This window comes from Halomonas sp. 72, assembly GCF_052379785.1.
Lineage (GTDB): Bacteria > Pseudomonadota > Gammaproteobacteria > Pseudomonadales > Halomonadaceae > Vreelandella > Vreelandella citrativorans.
This window is the reverse complement of sequence record NZ_JBQSYY010000018.1, coordinates 15,982-42,261: the sequence shown is the minus strand read 5'-3', so window position 1 is coordinate 42,261 and position 26,280 is coordinate 15,982. Positions and strand designations below refer to the sequence as shown.

24 protein-coding genes are annotated in these 26,280 nt (G+C 55.8%); 1 reads left to right on the top strand and 23 read right to left on the bottom strand.

Translation table 11 applies throughout. The features are described from left to right. From vasI to tssB, 12 genes are read right to left on the bottom strand one after another with little or no spacing between them, the layout of a single operon-like run. Entirely contained in the window at positions 1–654 is a 654-nt protein-coding gene (gene vasI, locus ACT3T6_RS14460) for a type VI secretion system-associated protein VasI (RefSeq protein ID WP_193054728.1), read from the bottom strand. Continuing rightward, complete coding sequence (locus ACT3T6_RS14455; RefSeq protein ID WP_193054729.1) at positions 651–2,255, bottom strand: sigma-54 interaction domain-containing protein; 1,605 nt, start codon at positions 2,253–2,255, stop codon at positions 651–653. Before ACT3T6_RS14455 ends, vasI begins: the two co-directional genes overlap by 4 nt. Positions 2,256–2,258: 3 nt before the next feature. Next, positions 2,259–4,877 carry a type VI secretion system ATPase TssH gene (gene tssH / locus ACT3T6_RS14450; protein ID WP_193054730.1) on the bottom strand — a complete coding sequence of 873 codons (2,619 nt, stop codon included), beginning with the start codon at positions 4,875–4,877 and terminating at the stop codon, positions 2,259–2,261. 8 nt (positions 4,878–4,885) lie between these two features. Further along, on the bottom strand, positions 4,886–5,728 hold the full coding sequence (icmH, locus tag ACT3T6_RS14445) for a type IVB secretion system protein IcmH/DotU (protein WP_192528353.1): 843 nt from the start codon (positions 5,726–5,728) through the stop codon (positions 4,886–4,888). 3 nt (positions 5,729–5,731) lie between these two features. Beyond that, positions 5,732–7,066 carry a type VI secretion system baseplate subunit TssK gene (gene tssK / locus ACT3T6_RS14440; RefSeq protein ID WP_192528352.1) on the bottom strand — a complete coding sequence of 445 codons (1,335 nt, stop codon included), beginning with the start codon at positions 7,064–7,066 and terminating at the stop codon, positions 5,732–5,734. Further along, positions 7,066–7,617 carry a type VI secretion system lipoprotein TssJ gene (gene tssJ, locus ACT3T6_RS14435; protein WP_193054731.1) on the bottom strand — a complete coding sequence of 184 codons (552 nt, stop codon included), beginning with the start codon at positions 7,615–7,617 and terminating at the stop codon, positions 7,066–7,068. The genes tssK and tssJ overlap by 1 nt, the downstream gene beginning before the upstream one ends. Continuing rightward, positions 7,614–8,993, bottom strand: coding sequence for a type VI secretion system-associated FHA domain protein TagH (tagH, locus tag ACT3T6_RS14430; protein WP_193054732.1), 1,380 nt, complete (start codon positions 8,991–8,993; stop codon positions 7,614–7,616). Before tagH ends, tssJ begins: the two co-directional genes overlap by 4 nt. Before the next feature lie 3 nt (positions 8,994–8,996). Then, on the bottom strand, positions 8,997–10,019 hold the full coding sequence (gene tssG / locus ACT3T6_RS14425) for a type VI secretion system baseplate subunit TssG (protein WP_193054733.1): 1,023 nt from the start codon (positions 10,017–10,019) through the stop codon (positions 8,997–8,999). Beyond that, positions 9,983–11,746 (bottom strand): type VI secretion system baseplate subunit TssF, encoded by a 1,764-nt coding sequence (tssF, locus tag ACT3T6_RS14420; protein ID WP_192528348.1) that lies wholly within the window; start codon positions 11,744–11,746, stop codon positions 9,983–9,985. The genes tssG and tssF overlap by 37 nt, the downstream gene beginning before the upstream one ends. Before the next feature lie 18 nt (positions 11,747–11,764). Further along, the gene (gene tssE, locus ACT3T6_RS14415; protein WP_193054734.1) at positions 11,765–12,196 is read right to left on the bottom strand and encodes a type VI secretion system baseplate subunit TssE; all 432 of its coding nucleotides are present in this window, start codon (positions 12,194–12,196) and stop codon (positions 11,765–11,767) included. Between the two features lie 15 nt (positions 12,197–12,211). Continuing rightward, positions 12,212–13,690 (bottom strand): type VI secretion system contractile sheath large subunit, encoded by a 1,479-nt coding sequence (gene tssC, locus ACT3T6_RS14410; protein ID WP_193054735.1) that lies wholly within the window; start codon positions 13,688–13,690, stop codon positions 12,212–12,214. A 56-nt stretch (positions 13,691–13,746) separates the two neighbouring features. After that, positions 13,747–14,253, bottom strand: a complete 507-nt coding sequence (gene tssB / locus ACT3T6_RS14405; RefSeq protein WP_193054736.1) for a type VI secretion system contractile sheath small subunit — start codon at positions 14,251–14,253, stop codon at positions 13,747–13,749. A 614-nt stretch (positions 14,254–14,867) separates the two neighbouring features. Here tssB and ACT3T6_RS14400 point away from each other — a divergent pair. Next, the gene (locus tag ACT3T6_RS14400) at positions 14,868–15,386 is read left to right on the top strand and encodes an Hcp family type VI secretion system effector (protein ID WP_193054737.1); all 519 of its coding nucleotides are present in this window, start codon (positions 14,868–14,870) and stop codon (positions 15,384–15,386) included. 73 nt (positions 15,387–15,459) lie between these two features. Here ACT3T6_RS14400 and ACT3T6_RS14395 read toward each other — a convergent pair whose 3' ends face one another. The 11 genes from ACT3T6_RS14395 to murJ all read right to left on the bottom strand — a co-directional run bounded on the left by ACT3T6_RS14395 (position 15,460) and on the right by murJ (position 26,197). Then, positions 15,460–16,482, bottom strand: a complete 1,023-nt coding sequence (locus ACT3T6_RS14395) for a tryptophan--tRNA ligase (RefSeq protein ID WP_193054738.1) — start codon at positions 16,480–16,482, stop codon at positions 15,460–15,462. A gap of 64 nt (positions 16,483–16,546) precedes the next feature. Next, a complete protein-coding gene (locus ACT3T6_RS14390; protein ID WP_193054739.1) occupies positions 16,547–17,056 on the bottom strand; it encodes a PilX N-terminal domain-containing pilus assembly protein in 510 nt (169 codons plus the stop codon). Then, the gene (locus ACT3T6_RS14385) at positions 17,053–17,529 is read right to left on the bottom strand and encodes a PilW family protein (RefSeq protein WP_192528343.1); all 477 of its coding nucleotides are present in this window, start codon (positions 17,527–17,529) and stop codon (positions 17,053–17,055) included. The genes ACT3T6_RS14390 and ACT3T6_RS14385 overlap by 4 nt, the downstream gene beginning before the upstream one ends. Beyond that, the gene (locus ACT3T6_RS14380; RefSeq protein WP_193054740.1) at positions 17,519–17,962 is read right to left on the bottom strand and encodes a type IV pilus modification PilV family protein; all 444 of its coding nucleotides are present in this window, start codon (positions 17,960–17,962) and stop codon (positions 17,519–17,521) included. Before ACT3T6_RS14380 ends, ACT3T6_RS14385 begins: the two co-directional genes overlap by 11 nt. Then, a complete protein-coding gene (locus tag ACT3T6_RS14375) occupies positions 17,963–18,367 on the bottom strand; it encodes a type IV pilin protein (RefSeq protein WP_287078285.1) in 405 nt (134 codons plus the stop codon). Between the two features lie 37 nt (positions 18,368–18,404). After that, positions 18,405–19,382 carry a 4-hydroxy-3-methylbut-2-enyl diphosphate reductase gene (gene ispH / locus ACT3T6_RS14370; RefSeq protein ID WP_193054742.1) on the bottom strand — a complete coding sequence of 326 codons (978 nt, stop codon included), beginning with the start codon at positions 19,380–19,382 and terminating at the stop codon, positions 18,405–18,407. Between the two features lie 61 nt (positions 19,383–19,443). Next, complete coding sequence (gene fkpB / locus ACT3T6_RS14365; protein WP_193054743.1) at positions 19,444–19,890, bottom strand: FKBP-type peptidyl-prolyl cis-trans isomerase; 447 nt, start codon at positions 19,888–19,890, stop codon at positions 19,444–19,446. A gap of 80 nt (positions 19,891–19,970) precedes the next feature. Continuing rightward, positions 19,971–20,501 (bottom strand): signal peptidase II, encoded by a 531-nt coding sequence (gene lspA / locus ACT3T6_RS14360; RefSeq protein ID WP_193054744.1) that lies wholly within the window; start codon positions 20,499–20,501, stop codon positions 19,971–19,973. Further along, a complete protein-coding gene (gene ileS / locus ACT3T6_RS14355) occupies positions 20,494–23,349 on the bottom strand; it encodes an isoleucine--tRNA ligase (protein WP_226913625.1) in 2,856 nt (951 codons plus the stop codon). The genes lspA and ileS overlap by 8 nt, the downstream gene beginning before the upstream one ends. Next, a complete protein-coding gene (gene ribF / locus ACT3T6_RS14350; protein ID WP_193054745.1) occupies positions 23,333–24,445 on the bottom strand; it encodes a bifunctional riboflavin kinase/FAD synthetase in 1,113 nt (370 codons plus the stop codon). The genes ileS and ribF overlap by 17 nt, the downstream gene beginning before the upstream one ends. 162 nt (positions 24,446–24,607) lie before the next feature. Then, the gene (gene murJ, locus ACT3T6_RS14345; RefSeq protein ID WP_193054746.1) at positions 24,608–26,197 is read right to left on the bottom strand and encodes a murein biosynthesis integral membrane protein MurJ; all 1,590 of its coding nucleotides are present in this window, start codon (positions 26,195–26,197) and stop codon (positions 24,608–24,610) included. Positions 26,198–26,280: the final 83 nt, after the last annotated feature.

Sequence of the window (26,280 nt, the reverse complement as noted above, 5' to 3'; positions counted from 1 at the left end):
TTACCAGCGGCACGCTTCGCGTAGCGGGGCAATGTCCTGGCGCAGCCCCGCCACGTTAAAACGCAGTCCATCCAGTTCTTTTATATCGCTGCGCAGCGTGACTTCATTGGCATCAAGCAATTGGCGCAGCGTGTCGATGGCAGGTAGTCCACGCCCACCACTAACGACCCGGCCACCGTCGCGTATGCGCCACTGCTGCTGCACTGCACGCCCATTTCCTGTGATCTGCAGGTCCACTCGGGCACCGCTGATAGGCGTGGGAAGATGTAGCTGGAAACGAGTGATCAGCCTTTCGCAGGCCACCACCATGATGGGCCTGGGTGGTGTCGTTCCCAGTGCGGGCACGCTGATCAGCACGCTCTCGCCGGATTCATTCACTATCAGCCCAACGTTGTCATCAGGCCGGGCTGACTCCTGACGCTCAATGGCTCGCCAGAGCGCGGGCAGTTCGTTTTCACCAACACTGAGATTTGCCTCCAGAAAAAGCGCGTCATAGCAATTCAGTCGCTCCAGGCGCGAGGTCTCTTCCGCACAGGTTTGAGCGCTCTTAAGCAATCCGCTTTGTTCATCTGCCTTTGAAGGCGCACAGGCCAACAGGCAGAGCATCAGCAAGCCACCGATGGTCCACTGGCGTTTTAGCAGCATCGCGTTCATTTAATATCCAGTTCCAGTAGCTGACATTTATGAGCCAGAGTTCGCTTGGGCAGCCCAAGGCTTTGCGCCGTTTGCGCACGATTACCACCAAAGCGACTCAATCGCTGACGAATAATGATGGATTCGATATCACGCATCGCTTGGCGAAGATCAACAATGTCGTTGGGCAGTGCCAGCGTAGCGTCTTCGCCAGGTGGCGGCGTTTCTTCCAAACCGCTGCCGGTTAAAAAGCCACCTTGCTCGCCGGGCAGCAGGTACGTATCAATGTCTGCATCGTGAGGTGTCATCGCACAGGCGTAATCAATCACGTTTTTAAGCTCACGGACGTTGCCCGGATACTCCCGACGATAAAGCAGGCGCAAGGCCGCTGGGGTAATTCCCATTTCGTCGCGCCCCTCTCGGGCGCAGAAATCGGTAATAAAGGATTGTGCTAGCTGGGCGATATCATCCCGGCGCTCGCTCAGGGGCGGCAGGGTGATCGGAAACTGACCGAGCCGGTAGTAAAGGTCCGCACGAAATCGCTGTTCCTTGATCTGTTCACGCAGTGGCTGGTGCGTTGCAGCCACCACGCGCAGGTCGGCGCAGCGCTCCTCGTTTTCTCCCAGCGGGCGGTAGCGACCGCTTTCGAGTACGCGTAACAACTTGGCTTGCAGCGCCAGCGGCATATCCCCGATCTCATCGAGAAACAACGTACCGCCATCAGCCTGACTGATAAGCCCTTCTCGAGCATGCTCAGCCCCCGAGAACGCGCCCTTACCATGCCCAAACAATTCAGACTCCAGCAGCGTTTCAGGGATGGCGGCGCAATTGATCGCCATAAAGGGGCCTTCCGCGCGCGCCGAAAGCTGGTGCATGGCGCGCGCTACGCGATCCTTGCCGGTACCGGTTTCACCTTGCAAAAGTACCGCCAGGTTTGTCTCTGCCGCTCGTACGATATGCCGACGCAGTGCCTGCATGGCGCTAGAGTGTCCGAGCAGCTCCTCAGCTAGCCGATCAGCCAGCGCCTGACGCCGCGCGCCATCGTTCAGTTTGGTCAAGGAGTCTTGCAGTATCTGCGAGCGGTGACGCTCGCCCTGCTCCCTGGCAAGTCGCGTCCATAGCCGACACAGAAGCCCTTCAAACGCTGCCATGCCGGGATCTTCAGCGAGCACCTTCAACCGTGCTTGCGTACCCGCCAGCACGATTACTCCCAACCATTCACGCCCGCTTTGCCCTCCACGCAGTGGCCGAATGTGAAGATGCAGTGAAGCGCCTAGCGATGCCACCTGGGACTGGAAGCCGGGATGATCCAAGCGAATGCGTGCATCAGCAACGCTAAGCAGCAGCGGCTTGCCACTGCGAATAACATGCGCATAGGGATGATGAAAGTCGCCGCAGTCGAACTGGTCCTCGCCGACATCTCGACCCAGCCAGCGCCCGCTCCCATCAATGTAAAGGCACTCCGCGAGCGCCAACCCAAGGTGGCGCTGCAAGAGCGTGGCCGAGCGCTGACGCAGAGCAGCAGCGCTGAGGCTCTCCACCAGGGTTAACGCCAACGGCATGGCCGAAAGCTCAGCCGATAGCGCCGAACCAGCGGTAGTGGGAACAGCAGGCTCCGTCATGGGCTAGGCAACCTCTGCCGTGAAGGTGCCGCTTTGCGCGTCGACGCCCAGCACTACGCTGGAAACCGCCTCACGGCGCGCCATGCGCTCAAGCAGTGCCTTGGAAAGCGGCGGCAGCAGCTCACCATCGATCACTGACTCCAACATACGAGCGCCGTTTTCGCTGCGTGTGGCACGTGCACATATCGCCTCAGCCAAGGCCTCTTCCAGCACCACATCCGCCTGACGATGACGCTCACGGATACGGGCTGACAGGGTATTGAGCTTGGCTTTAACAATGTCGCGCAGCGTATCGCTATCCAGCGGCAAGTAAGGCACCACTTCCATGCGCGCCAGCAGAGCCGGTTTGAAAAACTCGGCAAGCACGGGATAAAGCGCCGCATCCAGCGCTGTGGCATTCTGCCCGTGGGCCACAATCGCTTCGTAGCCCAGGTTAGAGGTGAGGAAGAACAGTACGTTTTTACAATCGATCAGTCGCCCTTCGCCATCGGCCAGCTCGCCTTTATCGAACGCCTGGTAGAAGAGATTCAGCACATCAGGGTGAGCTTTCTCGACTTCATCCAACAGGACCACCGAGTAAGGGCGCTGGCGTATCGCTTCGGTCAGTAACCCGCCCTCGCCAAACCCTACATAGCCAGGAGGAGAACCTATCAACCGTGAAACCGTGTGCTTTTCCTGATACTCAGACATATTGATAGTGGTCAGGAACTGGCGACCGCCGTACAGCTGGTCGGCAATCTGTACCACGGTTTCCGTTTTACCCACGCCACTCGGGCCAACAAGCAGGAAAGCACCTAACGGGCGACCCGGACGACGCAAATCGGCACGCGCCGTCAGCAGATGGCGGTGAATACGTTCGATCGCCGTGTTCTGGCCTTGAATCTGTTCGCCCAAGTGAGCGGGGAGTTCGGTCAAACGCGTCAGCTCATCGCTGGTCATCCGCTCAACCGGTACGCCCGTCCAGTCACCAATGACTTGAGCGATCTGGGCCTCTTCAACGCTTGGATTGACCAGCGCATGAGACTGCTGCAGTCGCGCCAGCTGTTGTTCACGCTCGGCAAGTTCAGCATGTTGATCGTCGTTTTGATCGCTGTCATAGACGCCATCGGCATCCAACAGTTGGCGGTGCAGGGTCACAATCGCATCAACGCATTCACGCTGCTCGTGCCAAGCGGCTTCAAGCGTGGCGAGTTCAGCTTCAAGCGACATCAAACGCTCGTTAAGCGCTTGGCTCATCGAGGCATCTGGTTCACGGCCCAGTAACTGTTCGCGAGCCAGGTGATCGCGCTCGCGCAGGGCAGCGGTGTGCTCGCTTTGCAGGTGACTTAATTTGCGCGGCGGCGTATCCAGTGCTTGCGCCAACCGTGTACACGCCGTATCCAGTACATCAATGGCTTTATCCGGCAATTGACGACCGGCCAAATAGCGGGCAGAAAGAGACGCCGCCGCGCGCAGGCCGCTGTCGCCGACCAGTACGCCGTGGGCACGCTCATACACGTCTCGTAATCCGCGTAGAATGACCAAGGCCTGATCGACGCTGGGCTCGGAAAGCGCGACGGGCTGGAAACGGCGTGAAAGCGCCGGGTCTTTCTCAAAGTACTTTTTGTACTCGCGCCAGGTCGTCGCGGCAATCGTGCGTAGCTCGCCACGCGCCAGCGCCGGTTTCAATAAATTGGCCGCATCGCCACCACCTTCCTGATTACCGGCACCAATTAACGTATGCGCTTCGTCGATAAACAGTAGCGTGGGGCACGGGGCGTTTTTAACTTCATCAATCACCGCCTTAAGGCGTTTTTCAAACTCGCCTTTGACCGCAGCACCCGCTTGTAAAGCGCCGAGGTCCAGCGTCAATAGCTCTACACCTGCCAGCGCGGTAGGCACTTGGCCTGCCACAATACGTGCAGCCAGCCCTTCTACCACCGCACTTTTGCCGACCCCCGCATCGCCAATCACAATAGGGTTATTTTTACGCCGACGCCCAAGGATATCGAGCATCTGGTCAATTTCAGGATCCCGGCCAAGTACAGGGTCAAGTTCACCCTTGCGTGCCTGCTCCGTAAGTGAGGTCGCAAAGCGTGCAAGCGCACTATCATCGCCAGAGCCATGCGTGCCTACACGCTGAGTGCTGGCACTCGCTTCCTGAGGCGCCTCTGCCGAATCAGCCGTCAAGCGGTTAAGGTGGCGGCGCAGGTTTTCCCGGTTAATCTCGGCAAGCAAACGCACTGAACCCGCGCCAAGATAGCGCTCCGGGTTATGCAAAAGAGCAGTAAAGACGGCACCGCTACGCAGCGTCTGATGCTGGTACTCGGTGGATGCCAGTAGCCACGCATCCTGGAGCAGTTCAACCAGCAACGGTGAAAAGCTGGGAGTTGCCACCTCCAGATTGCGCGGCGGGCGCGTTTCTTCTGCCAACTGGGCACGCAAGGCAGCGGTATCGACCTCAAGGTCTTCACAGATACAGCGTACATCGCATAGGGGTTGATCAAGCATCGCCTGTAGCAAATGCCCGGCGGTAACCTCAGGCGCCTGCTGCTGCGCGCACAGCACGGCCGCTTGCTCAAGCCCTTGGCGAGCAATCGTATTAAGGCGGTCAATAAGCGCCGGTAGCTCTACCCTGAGCATGGTATCTCCTAGCGATAAAGTTGGTTAAGAAGCGTCGTAATCTGTTCGGCCTGCTGATCAAGCGACCATGAGAACCCTAGATAAACAGCCACCATGGCGATGCCGAAGAGCGCAAAAATTCCCCAGGTCGGAAAACTACCCGTGCGCTGAGAGCGCCCCTGCACCACGTTTTTAAGCGGCTGAGTCAGTGTGTCTTCAGCGGGTTGTTCCAGAGAGGAGAGCTGGTCGCCTAGCGCGCGAACAATCTGTTCATATTCATCGCGGCCATGGGACATGACGCGATAACGGCCTTCAAACCCAAGACACAGGCACAGGTAGATAAAGGCCAGCATGTCGCGATAGCGCTGAGGCTCTTGCTGCAGGCGCGCCAGAATGGAGAACACTTTTTCGCCTCCCCATGTTTCGTTATGAAACCGGGTTAACAACGAGTGTTCGGCCCACTTGCTTTGCCGCCCCCAAGGCATACCCATCACCGCTTCGTCGATAAAGGAGCAAAGCACATAGCGGTAGGCAAGCAGCGTGGCGCGATCATAGCCCTGCTCGGTCAGTTCGATCTCAATAGCCGCAATTTCATCCACCACTTGGCGGTAAAGACGCTCGATATCACTCGCGCTATCAAGTTGGCGAACTCTAACCACCATGCCTAACAGGCTGCTGGCAGCATCTACCAAGGGATTCAGGTTATGCCCGCGCAGCCGGAACCAGTAGTCCTCGTCAGCGTCCAGCTGCTCTGCATGGCTATGAATGAGGTGCTCTAACCCTCGCTCGTTAATGAGGTCCTCGTGGCGCATTTTTTGCGGCGCGGCAACCCCACGCGTCGAGCGTTGCCCATCAGTGACAAGATGTTGCATGGTTTAACTCCTGATCGCCCAGAACTGCATTTCCAACCCCGGAAACTCCCCGGCCACGTGGAACGCAAAGCCGCTGGCACCGTTAAGCATTCCCCACGCTTCGCTTTGGCGGTCCAACTGGAAGTAGGTGTAGCCTGCGTGATAAGGCAGCTCGCGAGGTGCCACCGGCAGCGGCTCAAGCGGTATGCCGGGCAATTGCAGGCTAATAAGATCACGGATCCGCTCGACGCTGGCGACTTTGGTTTGCTGAAGAAACAGCTTGCGCAGGCGCTCGTTGGGCATGTCAGCGCGCACGGCAAGGATAAACTCGGCAGATTCGATCAGGCTGAGATCAGAAAGCGGTGCGACCAGCAGGCCAAAGCGGCGTGACTGCAACTGGATAGCCACTGCCCGTGGTTCAAGCACGGTAGAAAGCGCTTGGCGCAGCATTTTCATCAACGGCTTGAAGGCCCGTTCGGGGTGATCATGGTCGTAGGCCGGGCATTCGGGCGGCAGCCGGGACTCATCCGTAAAAGTCACCAGCTCACAGGCGATTTCATGCATGGTGTCGTAGAGACGCTCAGGATGCAGCTGCCCCAAACGCGCCAGATGCTGGAAGCGAGGCTGAGCACGATTAAGCAGCTGAAGGAGCATAAAATCAGCCACATCCGCAACGCCTGCCTGGTGGGGCGTAGAAAGCCTCTGGGCGATATTGCGAGCGCGCTCGCGCATCAGGCCCGCCATTTCGCCCACAAAGCGCTGTAACCCCGGCGCCGCTTGCACGTTTAGCAGGGTGGGCAGGAACTGTTCATCCAATACCAGGCTACCGTCTGGCCGACGCTCAACGATGCGCGCCACGGCTAGACAGGCATAGCCACTGCGGTCATCACGCTCCAGCAGTAAGCGCGGCGACACCCTGGCGACTTCAAGTTCGGCGGTGGCGCCATCTTGTGAGTGAAGATCCCGTACGCTACGCGATGCGTGACGATAACGGGCAGGAAGGTCATCGCCTGGCCAGCGCACCTCGCCCACCCCATCGGTTGCCAGCGGCAAGCCAAGATAGACGACCTGGTTGGTGATGCTTGCATCATCAATTTCAAGCGGCGTTGGCTCGACATCGTCGACAGGCAAATGAAAGGCCACGCCATCAGGCATGACACCGCTGGCCCGACTGATCGCTACCCGCCCAAAGCTTAGAAATTCGTTATTCAACTCAAGGGACAAAAACCCGTAAAGGTAGTGGCTGACCCCTTTTAGACGCGTGTCCAACAGCCCTTCAAGGCTACGTTGCTGCTGTTGGAAGTGCTGAGGCTTGATAAACAGGCCTTCGCTCCATACCACTCGATTCCGGCTAGCCATTACTCCTCCTTCCTTAGCTCAACTTCATTGTCACGGAGGTGAACCAACAGGTGGTAATGCTCTCCACTGCTGGTTACTTTCACGACTTTTTTCCATTCCGCCTCGTTAGGCGTGGCATAAAAAGCAATTAGCCCGATGTAGCGTGTTTCTTCATCAACCGCGAACGGTTCATAGAACTTCCACTGGCCCGGCAGCAAGGTAAAGTCGTCATGGGTCAGGTAATTCGTACCCAGCGCTCCCTCCAGGTCTTCCTGCAGCTGGCTTAAGTCAGCAGCCATCAACATGGAGTCATCTTTCAGCTGTAGCACCTGAAAACGTAGCGGCGCGCCATCGCCTTCCACATTGGGGTTCATGTTGGGCTCGGCCACCATGCTGAGATCCACCGTCGTGGGGCGCTCTTCGGGGTAGCCGACGGGAATGGAGGGATCGCGCATTACCTGCCACGTTTTACCCGCAGCCTCCCGAGTCGATGCACAACCGGCCAACAGAAGAAGCACGCAGAACAGCCCGGCAAGGCGAATTAGCGTCACGCTCAGGCCTGAGGCGCTCATGCACCCTCCCGTTGCTGGCGGCGTACGGACTGGTCATAGCCTTGCTCAAACACTTCCCAGAAAAGCTTTTGAAAGCCCTGCTGACGGCCAGAGTTCAACTCGCGGTAATAGTGCTGATACATCTCCCAGGCCCAGCCATCTTCGTTCTCAATGCGATTTCCAGCGCCTCGATAGGCGTGAAAACGTTTGAGCAACGCCTCGGGAGAGAAGGCATCCAAAATGGCACCCAGCGCTTGACCGATGGCCTCTTCAACCGCTGCCTGATGCTGCCCTTGATGACGCAGGCTTTCAGCAACCGCTTCAGGGGCTGACAGGTGAACGGGGCTGCGTTGTGCAGAGAACATGGTTTCTGCCGTCTCTTCAAACGACAGGCCAAGCCGGATAGGATTATCTTCAATAGGCTGCAAACGCCGATCGCGAAGCGGGTACTTGCTATCGTTTTGGCTCTGTTGCAGTAACCGGAGACCATCGATAGTAGCGCGTAGCGTATGGCCCGCCTCTTCCAGGAACGCCTGCTGTTCTTCACTATTTCGAAAAGGCAGATCAAGCCCTAACCCTCTCAGCAACGGGTCGGCACCTATATGACCCAGCGCCTGAGTGGTTGGCTGCTGCCAGCGATCTTCTAACTGTTCGCCAACAGAGCGCTCCAAGTCGTTTAGCTGCCGTTCATCCATGCCACTGCTCCTCTGTTTTGTCGTGCCATTCAAGGGTTTGATATCGGGAAGGCGCACCGCGTCATCGCGATGCTCTTTCTGTGGCCACTCGTTGGCGTGGCTACGGTACGAGCCGGGATTCGCATCCAATGGCTCCAACGTGGAGGGTGGCGCGGCCTCCTTATCAAGCGCGACCATGGGGTCATGCTGCATGGCCCCGGGCACAACACCGCCTAACGCTTCTATAGGGTCTTCCTGCTGAGTAGGGTGTTGCCGCTCCTGCCTACTTCCCACCGGCCAAGCGGCATGTTCATGCGCCGTGACGTCGTCTTGCTCTTCATCAATCAGCGTGGTGAGCGAATGGACCCCAGGCTGCCAGGCGTGCCGGTCGCCTGAGTGTACTTTCAGGCGATAGACGCCAATCGTCAGCTCATCACCATCGCGCAGGGCAACTTTACGATTGCGCCCTACCGGCAGCGTGGCGCGATTGATATACGTGTGGCCGCTTGAGTCAATCAGGCAAAACTTGCCATCCATCCTGGTAATCTCGGCATGCTGAGGGCGCACTTTTCCGGCGTGGTCCTGTAGCAACCAGTCATCGTAATCACTGCTGCCAAGCGTTCCTCCCTCCCCCTGGAAGACATAGCTACTGGACGAACAGCCTTCCAGCTGTTCGCTGTTCATAACCACTAAGGTCACGGCGTCAAACGGATCGACTTGCATGCGTTAACTCATCATCTGAATGCGTACACGGCGACGCGTAGAGGTATCGTCACCATCAGGGTCTACAAACGTTGTCCAGCCCAACTGACATGATCCACCATCACCCAAGCGCATGGGCTTAACCTCACTTTCCAGCAGCTCAAGCTCCAGGTCATAGGCGAGCGGCTCTCGCAGTACAAAGCTAACCAACGTCTTTAGCGGTTGATGCTCTTCCCCATCGGGCAGAAAGTCTCGGAAACGCTCCAGGGTCAAGCCACGCAGACACAGCGCAAATTTGCCTTTTACATCGGCCACACGCTCGCCTGCGACCATGTCCTCACCCAGCGTCATTCCCGTCATTCCCATGCGGCTACGCTGGTTCAGCGGGATCTCCACCCAACGGTGAACCCACTCCTCGATGTCCACACTGGCCAAGTCAAAGCAGTGGCTGACGATACCAGTGACCACATCCGGCGAGCGTGAGCGACCTGCCAGAAGCCCCGCATAAGCCAGCATCTTGCTCCAGTTGATGGGGGTCTCGCCGCGCAGGTCACTGTCGGCAAGCCCCACCAATGCAAAGACGGCTGCTGAAAAGCCATCCCGCGCATTGTCCTGATAGCGCACGTAGTGACGATACTTCCGCCAGTTCTGATGCATCAGGGTCAACAGGCGATGATTGAAAAAATCCAAAAAGTCGCCTGCCGCGCCCTCCTGATGCGCAGACTCATGCGCCAGTGCCTCCAGGTAGTAGCTGGGTAACGGAGATTGCGCCCCCTGCAGTCCCAGGAAACTCACTTCCATTTCATACTGGCCACGCTCACCAACGCCCAGTGCCAACACATCGCTTCCCGGAAAACCGAGCGAGGATGAGGCCTTGTAGCGCACCCGTTGAAAAGAAGGCACGCCCTCACTATGGCGTTGCTCCTGATCATCTTCGTGATGCCGGTGCAGCAGTTCGACCAGTTGAAAAAACTCGTAGCGGCGCGCCTTTTGAATCAGGGGTGCCAACGCTACATCTGTGGCTGTTGCCCTTCCTGTAGGCTCCATACGTAGCGTTCCTGGTTATGGCGATTAATGACCTGCAACTCGTGAAACGAATTAATGCTGGCGTAAAGTGATAAGAAGCGGGCGAGCACGCTGCCAAACAGGTACAAACTGCCTTCATCGCCGAACGCATCCTGATCAAGCGTCATGACGGAGCGCAAACCGCGCACCGGTAGGCCTTTACGAAGACGATCAACCGGCTGTGTGTCGATACTGATAATGCCCGCCAAACGTTTTTGGGCAATGCGCTCGGCCTGACGATCAACCAGGGCGCGGAAGTCATACGCTCTCAATACCGAACACAGCGCATCGCGATTGAGCAGCGAAAGATAGTTAAGCGACAGGTTTGAAATCAGTATCCATAACAACCCATCGTCAATGGCTGGCCGAAGCACGGGAGTGGGCCGGGTAATATTGGAAAACGTGGCAAACGAGGGGCTTTTTTCCGTGCCGACACATATATCGCCAACGGTTAGCTGCTCTGGCAGTTCCCGATTGGAACAGGTCAGCGCAAGAGAAACGGTTTCCCGGCGCCCCAGGCACTCCTGCTCATCCTCACGTATAAACGCAATATCGTGATCAAACCCATCGCTGCGCAGGCTATTGCCAACACGCACACGAAAGTGAAGCGCTTGGCGCCCTCTATCCCGTTCAATCTGATGCTGAAAACTCTCAAAGGGAACATATCGCCGCGAAACGGTCTGCGAGCTACTTTGTTCGCCTTCCAGGCGGCCTGACACATTATCCACGCTGAATATTTCATAATGCGAGGGCGCCTTACTACTGGGCCTAATGCGGTACTCGCTACGCTCGCCCGTCAGGTCGATAGGCTCTGCATCATGCTCAAAAAGATTAATGGCAGGCGTACAGTAAAGCGCCAGGTGTTCGTTTTGGAGGCGAGCATCCGTAGGCAACGGCCGCGCAAAAACAAACCGAAGCGTGACCCGTTGCGCAGGCGTTGCCGGTAGCGCCTGATCCAGTCCCAGCACATCAAAGAAATGGAATGCCTCTGGAAAACAGAGATACTCCTGCAGTATGCGATACCCCTGGTGCACATTGCTTGGATAGGGTAGCAATGCCTGCTCACGCTCAAACCCCACGGCCTTCAGCGCACTGGCAGGAAGCGTTTGACGGTTCCCATCAATGTCGAGTTCAAGACGTGAAAGGTAATGGCTCATCCACAAATAAAGCGTGCGCGCTGTGTAAGTATCGCCTCCCAAGTGCAAACGCAGTGACGTTATCCCCATTTCGTTCATGGGCTGGTCACTTTGTACATCCATCGCTAGCTCGACAAGTGAGGTTTCACGCGTGTGCCGCGCCTCTACACCTGCATGCTCCAGCGGATAAAGCCTAACGTCATGACAGGTACGAAACTGACAAGACGTGTTTTCAACAGCGTTACTGGCAAGCTCGGTTCCCCGGCTCACCTGCTGATGCTGGCTCAAGGAGTGCCACATGGGCGTGAACTGCACAACGGTCATGCTTGGCACGGGCCGCAAGTAGTTCGGCCACAACATGCTGATCAATGAGTGAGTAAGTTCCGGGAACTCATCTTCCACTTTTTCTCGCATGCGCCCGGTCAGGAATGCAAAGCCCTCAAGCAACCGCTCAACGTCCGGGTCCGTGCTTCGTTCAGACAGAAACCGGCTCAGGCTCGGGTTTGCTTCAGCAAACTCGCGTCCCTGGCGTTTTAAAAAATTGAGTTCATCGCGATAATAACGGTTGAGCATGTGTGCCCCTTGGGTCCATCAATTGAGACACTGATAACGCTTGTTGTTTAACAGTAGATCTATAGTGGTGAGCGCACTGTCCCTGCCTAACGCTACCGTTGCATGAACCTGAAAATGCAGCTGCAACGGGTCGCCGGAATTGGGCAGCGACTCGACATCAACCCGCTTTACACGCGGTTCAAATTGTTCAATGCATTGGCGAATGGCCTGCTGGATGTTGAGTTCCAGGTCCAGCACACCAATGGTGGCGTCATTGAAATCAAGCAGGCCCAGTTCAGGCGCGCAGGGGCTGTTGCCTGGATGGCTATTAAGCAATTCAACCAAGTGACGTTTGATCGACTCGACCACCTCCATCAACCGCTCCTCTTCTTTAAGAGTCGCAGGTTGATGGGGTGCAGCAAGGCGTTCAAACAACCGACTACTTAACAAGCTACTACTGCCAGTTGCCATGACCTCGCCAGCCCTTTATTCCTTGTCGAGACGTCCGACCAGTGATAGCTCAAAATTTGCCCCCATATATTTGAAATGCGGGCGTACTGCCATTGAGACCTGGTACCAGCCTGGCTCGCCTTCAACATCGGATACTTGAATCGAGGCGGCACGCAGCGGACGGCGGCTGCGCACATCGGATGGCGGGTTTTCCTGATCAGCTACGTATTGGCGAATCCATGCGTTAAGTTCGCGTTCAAGATCCTGGCGCTCTTTCCAGGAACCAATCTGCTCACGCTGCAGCACTTTGATGTAATGCGCCAAGCGGTTAATGATGAACATGTAGGGAAGCTGTGTACCCAGCTTGAAGTTTGTTTCCGCCGCTTTACCTTCAGCGGTATTAGGAAACACCTTCGGCTTTTGCACTGAGTTAGCTGAGAAGAAAGCAGCATTGTCACTGCCTTTGCGCATGGTTAGTGAGATAAAGCCCTCTTCGGCCATCTCAAACTCGCGCCGGTCAGTAATCAATACTTCGGTCGGGATTTTGGCTTGTAGCTGGCCAAAAGCCTCATAAGTGTGCACCGGCAAATTTTCGACAGCACCGCCACTTTGCGGGCCAATAATATTGGGGCACCAGCGGTATTTAGCGAAGCTGTCCGTTAAGCGCTCGGCCAACAGGTAGGAGGTGTTGCCCCAGAGATAATGCTCGTGATCTTCACTAACCGTTTCGCGGTAGTTAAAGGTTTTAACCGGATTTTCAATAGGGTCGTACGGAGTGCGTAGCAGAAAACGTGGCGCCGTTAACCCCAGGTAGCGTGCATCGTCGGACTCACGCAAGCTGCGCCAGCGCGCGTATTTCGGGCCTTCAAAAATAGCCTTGAAATCCTTGATGTTAGGCAGTTCTTCAAAGCTATCAATACCGAAGAAGGAAGGCGCGACCGACGACATGAAGGGAGCGTGCGCCATTGCACCTACGGCTGCGGAGTGCTGCAGAAGCTTCATGTCCGGGGTGGAAGGCGTGAAATCGTAATGCCCAATGATGCCGGCAACAGGTTCACCACCAAATTGACCATATCCCGCGTTATAAACGTGATGGTAGAGACCGCTTTGACTTATTTCAGGGGCGAATTCAAAGTCCTCAAGCAGTTCCTGCTTTGTTGCATGTAGAACGTCTAATTTTATATTTTCACGAAAATCAGTGCGATCCACGAGCAGCTTCAAACCACGCCAGGCAGATTCCAGCTGCTGGAAATCATGTTCATGCAGAATTTCGTCGACTTGATAGCTAATTTTGCGATCAAGCTCAACAATCATGCTATCAACAAGTGATTTATTGACGGTAGGTGCTTCATCGTTACTGTTCAAAAGCTCTGCTATAAAGGCAGCCACGCCCTGCTTGGCAACGTCGTAGCCTTCATCTGCCGGGGCCATCCGCGTTTGGGCCATGACCTGATCAAGAAGCGAACCTTCTGTTGTTTCTGTTACTGCTGCTTGCTGCTTAGCCGTTTTGCTCATTGCTGTGCCTCGAATTCGTTTTACCGTTTGATAGGTGCGCTACTTGCGATAAACCGTTATTCGCTCGTGCTATCGGTATCCAGCAGTTCCAGCTCGTTCAAAAGTTGCTGGCGAGCATCATCGTTCTCAAGAAGCTTCTGCAAACGGTCACGAAATGCCGGGACATTGCCCAACGGCCCCTTAAGGGCTACCAGGGCTTCGCGCAACTCGACCAGCTTACGCAGTTCGGGAACTTGCTTGGCAATGGCATCTGGCGAGAAATCGTCGAGCGATTTGAAGGTGAGATCAACCGCCATATCCGACGGCTCTTCGCTATCGTCCAAGCGATTAGGCACAGCAGCTTGAAGCGTCAGTCCGGCTTCACGCATAACAGACTGGAAGTTGTTTTTATCAACCGAAACAGCCTGACGTTCTTCGATAGGGGTTTCTTCTTCACCGCCTTTAAAATCGCCAACAACCAGCAATTTTAACGGAAGCTCAGTCTCAGCCTGTTGGCCATCGGTAGCTGGCACGTACTTAATGTTGATGCGCTCTTTAGGCGCAACGGTTCCTTGTTTAGCCATGTCACTCCGCCCTGGAAGAAGTTTCTTAATGTAACCGTGAACAATTCTCAATCAGGCAACGTTAGCGAAACAGGGATAAATTCTCTACCTGCCCCCAAAAAGTGGAGACAAAACGCTGGCAGTGAAAAACCGTCCATTTAACCGGATTATCCGCGAAGAACGCAGCATATTAGAGCAAGACTTAAATATTATATTTTTAGAAAAGGCGCTTGTAAGAAATATCTTACAAAAACTATCAGTGATGGCTTACATGATTACCCACTTTTAAGCGCAATCTTCATGGAAAGGAAACAGAATAAGAGGAGGCCAAGGCTGTTTTTAGCTGTAAAACAGGCCAAGCCAATAACAAACACGAACAACACTACTTACCCAAAGATACAAAAAGAATCTTTTTATACACAAAGTTACGCACATACCTATTTCTAGCGCGAAAACAAGCAATTTATTGCCAGGCAGGCAAGGAGTTGCTTGAAAACAAGCGAACCATTGCCTAATTATAACTAACTAAACAAATAACCCTATGAATAATAAACAAAAAAAAACAATGGCATAGCACTTGCCCTCTATATTCGTGTCCACTGGACATTATTCACTTTTTCGTCAAGGAGCAGACTATGCCAACACCATGTTATATCAGCATCGAAGGCCAAACTCAGGGCAACATTACTGCCGGTGCTTTTACACCTGATTCCGTAGGCAACATCTACGTTGAGGGCCACGAAGACGAAATGCTGGTACAAGAGTTCAAGCATGTCGTCACTGTGCCAACTGACCCGCAGTCAGGCCAGCCTTCCGGTCAGCGCGCCCACAAACCCTTCGTTTTCACAGTTGCTTTAAACAAGTCTGTGCCACTGATGTATAACGCTCTCGCCTCTGGTGAGATGCTGCCCAATGTGACACTGAAATGGTACCGCACCTCTGTGGAAGGCAAGCAAGAGCACTTCTTCACCACGTCACTGACGGATGCCACTATTGTTGATATCAACCTGCGCATGCCGCACGCTCAGGACATTAACAAGTCAGAATTCACCCAGTTGATGGACGTCTCCTTGGCGTACCGTAAGATTGACTGGGAACACACCGTTGCCGGCACCTCTGGCTCGGACGATTGGCGCGCACCTATCGAAGGCTAAACCTTTTCGATGCTCGCATTAAAAAACCCCTTCCAATTGGAAGGGGTTTTTAGTTACTCAGCCGCTAATAAGCTTAAATAAAACGCCCAAGGCCGACCGCTGAGCGCAGTTTATCCATGGTTATCGCAGCCTCCTCCCGAGCACGCTGAGCGCCTTTTTGCAGCACCGCTTCAATATAGGCAGGGTCATCCATTAGCGCATTGTAGCGCTCGCGGGGTTCGCTCAGTTGCGCATTGATATACTCAAACACCTGGTTTTTAGCATCGCCCCAGCCAATACCGGCGGCGTACTGTTCACGCAGAGCAGACGTTTCGCTCTCATTGGCAAATGCCGCGTATATCTGGAACAGGGTGCAGGTATCCGGGTCTTTCGGTTCGCCGGGCTCAAGCGAGTTGGTCTTGATTTTACGCACCAGCTTTTGAAGCTTTTTCTCGGGTGAGAACAGCGGAATCGTATTGTTATAGCTTTTGGACATTTTGCGCCCGTCCAGCCCTTTCAACACTTCCACCTTCTCATTCACCACCGCTTCGGGCAGCGTAAAGTACTGCCCTTTATAGAGGTGGTTGAACCGCCCGGCCATATCACGTGCCATTTCGATATGCTGAATCTGGTCGCGCCCTACCGGCACCTTTTTGGCGTTGAACATCAGGATATCGGCAGCCATCAATACCGGATAGCCAAAAAGCCCCATGGTGATGCCTTTGTCCGCGTCCTGGTCGCCTGCTTCTTCGTTCTCAGCCACGGCGGCCTTGTAGGCGTGGGCGCGGTTCATCAGGCCTTTGGCACACACGCAGGAAAGCATCCACGAGAGTTCTTGAACTTCAATCAAATCAGACTGGCGGTAAAAAATGGCGTTGTCGGTATCCAGCCCAAGCGCCAGCCAGGTAGCGGCAATTTCCAGGCGTGACGCTTGCACGCGCGCAGGGTCCTGGCACTTGATCAGGGCGTGGTAATCCGCCAAAAAATAGAACGACTGAACATTGGGGTCCTGGCTTGCTTCAATCGCCGGTTTAATCGCACCAACGTAGTTGCCTAAGTGCGGTGTACCGGTCGTCGTAATACCGGTTAAGACGCGGGTTTTAGCAGTTTGACTCATTGTGTTTAGGCTCTTGGGCAAATAGCCCTATCATAACGCGCAGATTTACGCGTGGCGAATGCCATCAGCGCAATCCTGCCAGCCGCCACGTTGCTTCTTCCGGGCTTTGCCTCACAAAAACAGCGTGTGTACTGGCAGACGTACCACCGCTTCTGGCCGTGATGGCAACGCGCTGATCCGCCAGCCGTTCAATATCAATGATGAGGTCATCAAGTAACCGCCTTTGGCCCTCGGCTTGCGCTATTGGCAATGCCTCAAGCAGTGCGTTGAGCGCCTGGCGTGGCAACAACGCCTGACTATCATCGCTTTGCAGCTGTCGCTTATCGCCGATATTGAAGGCGGGTGGATACGTTAGTAAACGGTTCAAGAAGGCATCCCGCGATGCTGCATACTGGCGGTCCGACAAGACAGCCAGCAGGCTCTCGTCCAGCATTTGGGCCTGAACGGCAATTCGAAAATTACCCGCCAAACGCTCATCGACTAACGCCGTCCGCATACTCGCTACGCCCAGCAGCAGCGCGGCAGAAAGAAGTGCCATAACGATCACCAGCGCAGCACCCTGCTGATGCTTCATGGGCTGCCCTCCGTGGCGGGAAGAGGTGTACGACGCGTAATAACGTGATCACGCTGCATCACATGCCATACAAACGGTGCTTGGCGCTCGCCCGCAAATTGGAGCGTTATCCGATAAAGCCCTGCTATACCACCGGCGTCTTTCTCAAACAGGCTAAGCGAGTCGCATGCGTGACCGCCTTTATAAAGCCCTTCTATCAAGGGCTGGCTGTTATGGCGTAATGCACAGGTGGTCGCATCGACCAGCGAGTCATTGATCTCATATTGGCCTGCCTTGCCTTTACGAATGTCCCGGGTGAGCGATTGAACGGCAAAAACAAGCGCTTCCTGCTCGCGACTGATGGCCTCGACGCGCTGAAAGGTCGTCACAGTGGTTAACAAAAGCTGGCCTGCACCCAAAATAATAATGGCGCCGATCACCATCGCGACCATCATTTCAACCAGTGTAAATCCCCCTTGGCGCTTATTGAGCATTAGGCGCCTCGCCAGCATAGCGCGCTTCAATAAAGGGCAAGGTAAACACGTAGTCAAAATGGTCAGCCGCTTGATGGGAAGGCCGTGCACGCATCGTAATGGAGACGGTCAATTGACAGCCTCCGGATACAAAAGCACTCTCAACCGTGCCCGTTGCGCCGTTAAGCGGTGCTTGTGAAGGCGTAAACCACTCGGCCTGCCAGTCACTCTCCAGCCCCGCCGTGAGGTGTCGGCAGTTCTGCTTCGCCGCCAGCTGCGCCCAGGCGCGCTCCTGGGCATCCAGGGCTGCCACACTTGCCACGGAGTATTGGTAGCCCGAAGCGGCACTTTGCAGCGACGTTAGCTGAATGGCGGCGATGCCAATCAGCCCAAACGCCAGCAAGGCCAAGGCAATTAACACCTCAACCAGAGTAACCCCCTCTTGGCGCCGCACTTACCAGCACGTCTCGGGCAAGCGTTCACCTTGACTACTGAGCGTTATGGCCTGGCCACAGCCATCTTTTCGCTCAGTCGACGCGCTTAGCACATAGCGACTGTCCTGGCGTTCAGAATAGGCAATGCGATAATGCCCGCTTGGTGACAAGCGGGACATCTCACACTCTTGGTAGGAGTAGGTTCGGGCGTGACAGCGCGCTAGCTCAGCCGCCGCCTGCCTTAACCCCGCATGCGCATCCGTGCGCAGGGATGTTTGCAGGTAGCGGGTGTAGGCAGAGTAAGCCATGCCAGCGACAAGGCCGAGAATGCCCATCACCACCACAAGCTCAAGAAGCGTAAAACCGCGCTGACGCTCTATCGAGCGGCCTGCGCGAATAGAGTAAGGATAAAGCGAAAACCTCACGTGATGCTCCTGCATCAGCCACCGCATACGCAGTGCATCAGCTGCTGACGATTACCTGCTCGCGCAGCTCTTTGGGCATGGAGAACGTAATGCTCTCCTCGCGGCCTTTTAGCTCTTCCGGCATGGAAGCACCCAATGACTGAAGCTTGCCAATTACGCCTTTCACCAGCACTTCCGGGGCACTGGCACCCGCCGTTACGCCGATGCGGCCGACGTTTTCAAGCCACGTTGGCTCAATCTGGTCGGCATTATCTATCAGGTACGCCGGTGTTCCCATACGCTCGGAAAGCTCGCGCAAGCGGTTAGAGTTGGAACTATTGGGGCTGCCCACTACAAGCACTAGATCACTGTCCGCGGCCAGTTCACGCACCGCATCCTGACGGTTTTGTGTGGCGTAACAAATATCATCTTTACGCGGCCCACTGATCTCGGGAAACCTCTCGCGCAGCGCATCAATCACTTTGGCCGTGTCATCCATCGACAGCGTCGTTTGGGTCACAAAGGCAAGGCTGGAAGGATCCTTGACCTCCAGGCTGGCAACGTCCTGCTCATCTTCGACTAGATAGATGCGACCGCCATGCGCCGTGTCATAGCGCCCCATGGTGCCTTCTACTTCGGGATGGCCTGCGTGCCCAATCAGCACGCACTCGTGCCCCCGCTTGGCGTAGCGCAAGACTTCCAAATGCACCTTGGTGACCAGCGGGCAAGTGGCATCAAACACTTTCAGCCCACGCCGGTCAGCATCGGACTGTACGGCTTGAGACACGCCATGCGCAGAGAAAATGACGATCACGTCATCCGGCACTTCGTCGAGCTCTTCCACGAAGACAGCCCCACGCTCGCGCAGCGTTTCCACTACAAAGCGGTTGTGGACAACTTCATGGCGCACATAGATAGGCGGCCCGAACACATCCAGTGCACGGTTGACGATGTCTATAGCGCGATCCACGCCGGCACAAAAACCACGCGGATTGGCCAATTTGATCTGTATGGGCTGTGCTTGCGTCGATTGCATAGTAGTGCCTTGATGCGTTACCGCACCGTTTAGTGAATAAGAACCCAGCTAATGCTAAAGACTAGTGCGTTGTAACCGGTTTTACATCCAGTACGTCAACCTCAAAGGTTAACGTGCGCCCCGCCAGCGGATGATTAAAATCCACCTCGACGCGGTCGCCTTCAATGGTTTTGACCACACCAGGCAATTCCGTTCCCGCTTTATCGGCAAACGACATCACCATACCAATTTCAGGCGTTTCATCGCCAAAATCAGCGCGCTTTAACGTCTGGATATTTTGCGGATTGTGCTGCCCAAAGGCATGCTCGGGAGAGACCTGAAAAGTACCTGTCTCGCCCGTTGTCATGCCTTTAACCGGGTGCTCAAAGCCGGGTGGCAAATTGCCGTCACCGTACTGAAAGGTGGCCGGTGCCTTCTCTTTGGTAGAGTCTACTACCGTGCCATCTTCAAGTTTCAGGGTGAAGTGCAGGGTCACTTCCATCCCCTCATCAATCAGGTAATCACTCATTACACTGCTCGCTATGTGGTAAGGCCCTGGCATACTGCCACCAGGGCCTGATTAATGCTAACCGAGTTAGAGGTCGCGGGTTACTTCGTTGAGTGGGCTTTTTTACGCCGCCGGTCGCCCATCACTGACTCCCAAATCAACCCAATGGCCCCCAGAGTAATCCCGATGTCTGCCACGTTAAAGGCGGGATAGTACCAACCGGCCACATGAAACGATAAAAAATCGACCACGTAGCCATGCACCAGGCGGTCATAGAGATTCCCAAGCGCCCCACCGATAATCAGCGGAAGCGAAATGGCCAGCAGCTTTTCATCGGCCCTGACCCGCGAAAGCCAGATGGTCAGGCCCACGCTTGCACCAATGGCAATAATGGCGAAAAACCAACGCTGCCAACCAGGGTGGGAAGCCAAAAAACTAAAGGCCGCCCCCGTGTTATGCATTAAGGTGAAGTTAAAAAACGGCAGCACTTCTACCGGCTGCAGATACCCCAGCTGGCTGCTGGCAATCGCCTTGGTGGCTAAATCCAGCACAATCACGGCAACGGCCAACCACAGCCAGCGCAGCGGCTGGCGCATGGGCGGCCGCGCGTTGGACGAGACCGACTCAGGCATAGTGACGCACCTCACCCGGGCCATCCGGCAGGTTAAGAATCGAGCGCTTGCACAGCGTGGGATGCTCAGGATGCGAGCCTACGTCAGGGCGGCGCTCCCAGCTACGTTCGCACTTCTCAAACGCACTGACGACCACCGCTACTTTGAGCCCTTCTAGCTCGCTGTAGGCAGATGCCTCGGCATCCGCTAGCGGCTTGAGGGTCGCTTCCGAGGTAATCAGCACAAAGCGTAACTCGTCGCCCAGTTGTGACAGCAACACATTGAGTTCGTCGCTGACGTAAAGGGTGACTTCGCTGTCCAGCGAGCCTTTGATGGCCCCTTCGCTACGCGCTTCTTCCAAGCGCTTATTCACCGCCTGCTTGACCTCTAGCACTGCTTCCCAGTATTCATGCCCCATCTCAGCGTCAGCATCAAGGGGCTTCAGGTCGGTATAGTAGGTTTCCAGCAGCACGCTGTCGCCACGCTTGCCCGGGATATGCTCGTAAATCTCCTCAGCGGTGAAGGAGAGAATCGGAGCGACCCAACGCGAAAGCGCCTCGATAACATGATAGAGCGCGCTCTGACAGCTACGGCGTGCCAGCGAATCAGCCTGCGTGGTGTATTGGCGATCCTTGATGATATCCAGATAGAAACCGCCCAGGTCGCGCGCGCAGAAGGTATGCACCTGCTGATACACGTCCAGGAAGCGGTACTCTTCATACGCTTTCTGAATGCGCTCCTGGAGCTGCAGTGCGCGGTCAACGACCCAGCGATCCAGAGCGATCATATCCTCAAAAGCCACCATGTCGCGCGCCGGGTCAAAGCCGGTCAAGTTGGCCAAAAGAAAGCGCGACGTGTTGCGAATACGCCGATACACGTCCGCCGTACGCTTGAGGATCTCATCCGACACGGCCATTTCATTGGAGTAATCCGTCGAGGCCACCCAGAGACGTAGAATGTCGGCACCCAACTTATCCATCACCGACTGCGGCGCGATGACATTACCCAATGACTTGGACTGCTTACGGCCTTGCGAATCGACGGTAAAGCCGTGGGTCAATAGCTGACGATACGGCGCGTGACCGTCAATTGCTGAACCGGTCAGTAGCGACGAGTGGAACCAGCCGCGGTGCTGGTCAGAGCCTTCCAGATACAAATCAGCTCGCGGGCCGCTTTCATGGCCATGCGGATGAGAGCCGCGCAGCACATGGCGGTGCGTGGTGCCGGAGTCAAACCAGACATCCAGCGTATCAGTCGTCTTGTCGTATTCGGCGGCTTCCGCGCCCAGCAGCTCAGCGGCGTCGAGGCTGAACCAGGCATCAATGCCTTGCTCCTGCACGCGCTTGGCGACTTCTTCCATCAGCTCAATGGTGCGCGGATGCAGCTCGCCGGTTTGCTTATGCAGGAAGAACGGAATCGGCACGCCCCAGTTACGCTGACGCGAGATGCACCAGTCCGGGCGATTAGCGATCATGCTGTGCAAGCGCGCCTGCCCCCAGGCGGGGGTGAACTGGGTCGCCTCGATGCCTTCCAGCGCACGCTCACGCAGGGTTTTACCGTCTTTCCCCTGAATATCCATGCCCACAAACCACTGGGCTGTCGCACGGTAGATGACCGGCGTTTTATGGCGCCAGCAGTGCATGTAGCTGTGCACGATGGGCTTATGCGCCATCAGCGCACCCACTTCTTCAAGCTTGGCGACGATGTTCGGGTTAGCTTTCCAGATCATCTGGCCGCCGAAGAAAGGCAGATCATCAACGTACACGCCGTTGCCCTGTACCGGGTTCAGCATGTCGTCAAAGCTCATGTCGTGGGCGCGGCAGGTATTAAAATCATCCAGGCCGTAAGAAGGCGCAGAGTGAACGATACCGGTGCTGCCCACTTCAGACTCGACGTAATCGGCCAGATAAACCGGTGATAGGCGATCGTAGAAGGGGTGACGGAAGTTGATCAGGTCTAGCTTTTCACCGCGAGTGGTAGCGATGACCTCGCCTTGTAAACCAAAGCGTTCAAGGCAGCTTTCGACCAGCTCTTCAGCCAGCAACAACAGCCGCTCGCCGGTATCGACCAGCGCGTAGGTAAATTCGGGGTGAACGTTGAGCGCCTGGTTGGCGGGGATGGTCCACGGCGTGGTGGTCCAGATCACCACCGCCGCCGGTTTGGGCAGCGCGGTTAAGCCAAACGCAGCGGCCAGCTTATCGGCATCTTCCACCGGGAAGGCGACATCAATCGCGTCGGACTTCTTGTCTTGATACTCGACTTCCGCCTCAGCCAGCGCCGAGCCACAGTCAAAGCACCAGTTAACCGGCTTCAGACCTTTAAAGACGTAGCCCGCTTCGACCATGTCGGCCAGTGCGCGAATCTCGCCGGCTTCATTGGCGTAGTCCATGGTGCGGTAGGGATGATTCCAATCACCAATAATCCCCAAGCGCACAAAATCAGCCAGCTGTGTTTCAACCTGAGCACCCGCGTACTCACGGCATAGCTCTCGCGCTTTTGCAGGCGCCAGGTGCTTACCGTGCGTGGTTTCTACCTTGTGCTCAATGGGCAGACCATGGCAGTCCCAGCCCGGCACGTAAGGCGCATCAAAGCCCGCCAGGTTTTTCGATTTAACGATAATATCTTTTAAAATTTTATTAACGGCGTGACCAATATGGATACTGCCGTTGGCGTAGGGAGGGCCATCGTGCAGTACAAACAGCGGTGCGCCAGCACGCGCTTCGCGCAAGCGCTGGTACAGGTTCATATCTTGCCAGCGTGAAACGCGTCCCGGCTCCTGCTTAGGCAACATGCCACGCATAGGAAAGTCGGTTTCAGGCAAGTTTAGCGTGTGCTTATAGTCCATGGTTCGGTCAGCCGTTGTTAGCATCGGCAGCGTCATCCGCCGAAGAAGGATCAGAAGAAATTGTCTTGGAAACCTGTGTCTTGGAAACCTGAGTCTTGGAAACCTGGGGCTTGGAAGCCTGAGCCTTGGAGACCATAGCCTCACGCCCAAGAGGGGCCGAGGCTAGCGGCAGCGCGTTATGGCCGTCAGTGACTGCCGTCGCGAAGTAGCGATGCGCTTGGCCCTGATCGCGCTCAATTTGCGCTTTTAGTGCATCAAAGTTGTCGAATTTCACTTCCCCACGAAGCCGCGCACAGGGAAATACCGTCATGCGTTTGTCGTAGAGGTCACCGTCAAAATCAAACAGGTTAACTTCCAGCGTGGGCCGCTTGGAGCCAACCGTCGGCCGAAAGCCGACGTTAGCAATTCCGTGGTAGCGCTGGCCGTTTTCAAGCGTCACCCCAACGGCATAAACACCGCGCAGCGTTAAGGGCTGAGGCAACAGGGGCAGGTTCGCCGTGGGCACACCAATGGTGCGACCAAGCTGCTGGTCACGTACCACACGCCCATCCAGCGAATACGCCCGCCCTAACAGATTGGCCGCTGCGGCAAAGTTACCGCTGGCAAGCAAGGTACGCACGCGTGAGCTTGAAACTCGCTCGTTCTCAACCGTAAAGGTGCGGGTATGTTCAACCCCAAAGCCCTGCTCTTCGCCCACCGCTGCCAGCAGCGTAAAGTCGCCCTGACGGTCACAGCCAAAACGGAAGTCATCACCAACGACCAGATGTTTAACACCTAGCCCTTCGATCAGCACCTGATCAATAAATTCGCGCCCGGTCAGGCTTCTAAGGGCATTATTAAACGGCAGGCACAGCACCTGTTCAGCGCCGTACTGGCCCAACAGACGCACCTTTTCACGCAAGCGCGTTAGCCGTGGTGGTGCCTGGTCACCCGCAAAGTACTCACGCGGCTGGGGCTCAAACACGACCACGGTTAGCGGCACGTTTAGGCGTGCGGCGTGCTCGCGGCACTGCTGCAAAATTGCCTGATGGCCACGATGCACACCGTCAAAATTTCCAATAGTAGCGACGCAGCCACGCTGTGCCGCTACCAGATTGTGCAGTCCTCGAATGACGCGCATGGCACCTCAGCCGTGTTAATAATTTGCCGCTCCCAAGCCTTGTTGGGTTTGGGTGAAGCTTAAAAAGCTCTGATTATAGCGAACCTACCGTGATATATGTCTAACTCTCTGCCGATCCAACGTGACTTTTAAGCGTTCGGCCACGCATTGCCGCTGTAGGGTTTAGCTCTGCATTTTAAAATGCCGTGGCCGCAGACCCAGCGCGGTAAGCCAGACAACATAAATCCCGCCCCCTAAACCTACCAGCCCGGCCACCCAGGCAACACGCTGCCACAGGCTAAACGCAAGCCACGCGTGCCACTCTGGCGACACCATATAGAGCGCGGCACACATCAAACCGCTACCGCCCAGCAGTTGCACCGCGTACCGACCCCAGCCCGGCTGGAAAACCAGCACATCCTGCCTGTACAGCAACACCCCCAGCATACCCGCGTTCAAAAATGCCGAAAGCGCCGTAGCAAGCGCCAACCCGGCATGGGCAAGCGGCCAAATCAACATCAGGTTGAACACCATATTAGCGACCATGGCGATAATACCCACCTTCACCGGCGTTTTGGTGTCCTGGCGGGCAAAAAAACCAGGCGCCAATACCTTAATCAGCATAAAGGCGACCAGGCCAAAGGCATAGGCACGCAGGCTCATCGCGGCCATCTGAATATCGTGGTCGGTCATTGCGCCATAGTGAAATAGCGTGATCAATAGCGGCTCGGCCAATACCGCCAGCGCCAGTGCGGCAGGCAGGCCCACCAAAAGCACTAGCCGGATCGCCCAGTCGAGCATGGCGGCAAAATGCGCCTTTGACTGTTCAGCGTGGCGCTTGGAAAGCGCGGGTAATATCACCGTAGCTATCGCCACACCAAAGACGCCGAGCGGCAGCTCTACCAAGCGGTCAGAGTAGTAAAGCCAGGAGACACTGCCCGCCACCAGCAGTGACGCCAACACCGTATCCAGCAGCAGGTTAATTTGCGAGACCGAAACCCCAAACAACGCCGGGCCCATCAGCTTTAAAATGCGTTTAACGCCTTCATGAGCGAAGTTCGGCCAAGGCGTGGGCATCAAACCCAAACGGATTAAAAACGGCACCTGGAAAATCAGCTGGGCAGCACCTGCAATCAGCACGCCCCAGGCCAGCGCCATGGCGGGCTCATCCATTAACGGCATTAAAAAGAGCGCGGCGCCAATGAGTGACAGGTTGAGCAAAACCGGCGTAAAGGCGGGCACTGCAAAACGGTTCCAGGTATTTAGCACGCTGCCAGAAAAAGCCGTGAGCGAGATCAGCAGCAAATACGGAAACGTGAGGCGCAGCATATCGGCGGTCAAGGCATGCTTGGCGGGGTCACTGCCAAAACCGGGCGCAAACACCCAGATAAGCCAGGGCGCGCACAGCATCGCAAGCGCGGTAATCAAAGCCAGCAGCGCGGTTAAACTACCGGCTACGGCGTTGAGTAACTCGCGAATTTCCTGCTTACTGCGCTGGGTCGAGTACTCGGAAAGCACCGGCACAAAGGCCTGGTTAAAGGCACCTTCAGCAAACAGGCGACGCAAAAAATTAGGAATTTTAAAAGCGACAAAAAAGGCATCCGCGCCATTCCCGGCGCCCAAAAGCGTCGCCACCACCACGTCACGGATCAGGCCCATCACGCGAGAAAGCATGGTCATGGAGCTGACCACCAGCCCCGAGCGCATTAGCCCGCGGCGTGGCGGCGCGCCAGGCGCGGCGGAAGTTTCATTCGGCGGCGTGTTTGAGGTCATTTTTGGATCCATAGGCGCGGATGGCCAATACCCATCATAGAGTCATTAGATAAAACCATCAGACACAAAAAAACCGGCCGTAG

Excerpts from the sequence above, each read along its gene's own strand:
- vasI (WP_193054728.1), bottom strand. The coding sequence starts at position 654 with ATGAACGCGATGCTGCTAAAACGCCAGTGGACCATCGGTGGCTTGCTG.
- ACT3T6_RS14455 (WP_193054729.1), bottom strand. The coding sequence starts at position 2,255 with ATGACGGAGCCTGCTGTTCCCACTACCGCTGGTTCGGCGCTATCGGCT.
- tssH (WP_193054730.1), bottom strand. The coding sequence starts at position 4,877 with ATGCTCAGGGTAGAGCTACCGGCGCTTATTGACCGCCTTAATACGATT.
- icmH (WP_192528353.1), bottom strand. The coding sequence starts at position 5,728 with ATGCAACATCTTGTCACTGATGGGCAACGCTCGACGCGTGGGGTTGCC.
- tssK (WP_192528352.1), bottom strand. The coding sequence starts at position 7,066 with ATGGCTAGCCGGAATCGAGTGGTATGGAGCGAAGGCCTGTTTATCAAG.
- tssJ (WP_193054731.1), bottom strand. The coding sequence starts at position 7,617 with ATGAGCGCCTCAGGCCTGAGCGTGACGCTAATTCGCCTTGCCGGGCTG.
- tagH (WP_193054732.1), bottom strand. The coding sequence starts at position 8,993 with ATGCAAGTCGATCCGTTTGACGCCGTGACCTTAGTGGTTATGAACAGC.
- tssG (WP_193054733.1), bottom strand. The coding sequence starts at position 10,019 with ATGGAGCCTACAGGAAGGGCAACAGCCACAGATGTAGCGTTGGCACCC.
- tssF (WP_192528348.1), bottom strand. The coding sequence starts at position 11,746 with ATGCTCAACCGTTATTATCGCGATGAACTCAATTTTTTAAAACGCCAG.
- tssE (WP_193054734.1), bottom strand. The coding sequence starts at position 12,196 with ATGGCAACTGGCAGTAGTAGCTTGTTAAGTAGTCGGTTGTTTGAACGC.
- tssC (WP_193054735.1), bottom strand. The coding sequence starts at position 13,690 with ATGAGCAAAACGGCTAAGCAGCAAGCAGCAGTAACAGAAACAACAGAA.
- tssB (WP_193054736.1), bottom strand. The coding sequence starts at position 14,253 with ATGGCTAAACAAGGAACCGTTGCGCCTAAAGAGCGCATCAACATTAAG.
- ACT3T6_RS14400 (WP_193054737.1), top strand. The coding sequence starts at position 14,868 with ATGCCAACACCATGTTATATCAGCATCGAAGGCCAAACTCAGGGCAAC.
- ACT3T6_RS14395 (WP_193054738.1), bottom strand. The coding sequence starts at position 16,482 with ATGAGTCAAACTGCTAAAACCCGCGTCTTAACCGGTATTACGACGACC.
- ACT3T6_RS14390 (WP_193054739.1), bottom strand. The coding sequence starts at position 17,056 with ATGAAGCATCAGCAGGGTGCTGCGCTGGTGATCGTTATGGCACTTCTT.
- ACT3T6_RS14385 (WP_192528343.1), bottom strand. The coding sequence starts at position 17,529 with ATGCTCAATAAGCGCCAAGGGGGATTTACACTGGTTGAAATGATGGTC.
- ispH (WP_193054742.1), bottom strand. The coding sequence starts at position 19,382 with ATGCAATCGACGCAAGCACAGCCCATACAGATCAAATTGGCCAATCCG.
- fkpB (WP_193054743.1), bottom strand. The coding sequence starts at position 19,890 with ATGAGTGATTACCTGATTGATGAGGGGATGGAAGTGACCCTGCACTTC.
- lspA (WP_193054744.1), bottom strand. The coding sequence starts at position 20,501 with ATGCCTGAGTCGGTCTCGTCCAACGCGCGGCCGCCCATGCGCCAGCCG.
- ileS (WP_226913625.1), bottom strand. The coding sequence starts at position 23,349 with ATGCTAACAACGGCTGACCGAACCATGGACTATAAGCACACGCTAAAC.
- ribF (WP_193054745.1), bottom strand. The coding sequence starts at position 24,445 with ATGCGCGTCATTCGAGGACTGCACAATCTGGTAGCGGCACAGCGTGGC.
- murJ (WP_193054746.1), bottom strand. The coding sequence starts at position 26,197 with ATGACCTCAAACACGCCGCCGAATGAAACTTCCGCCGCGCCTGGCGCG.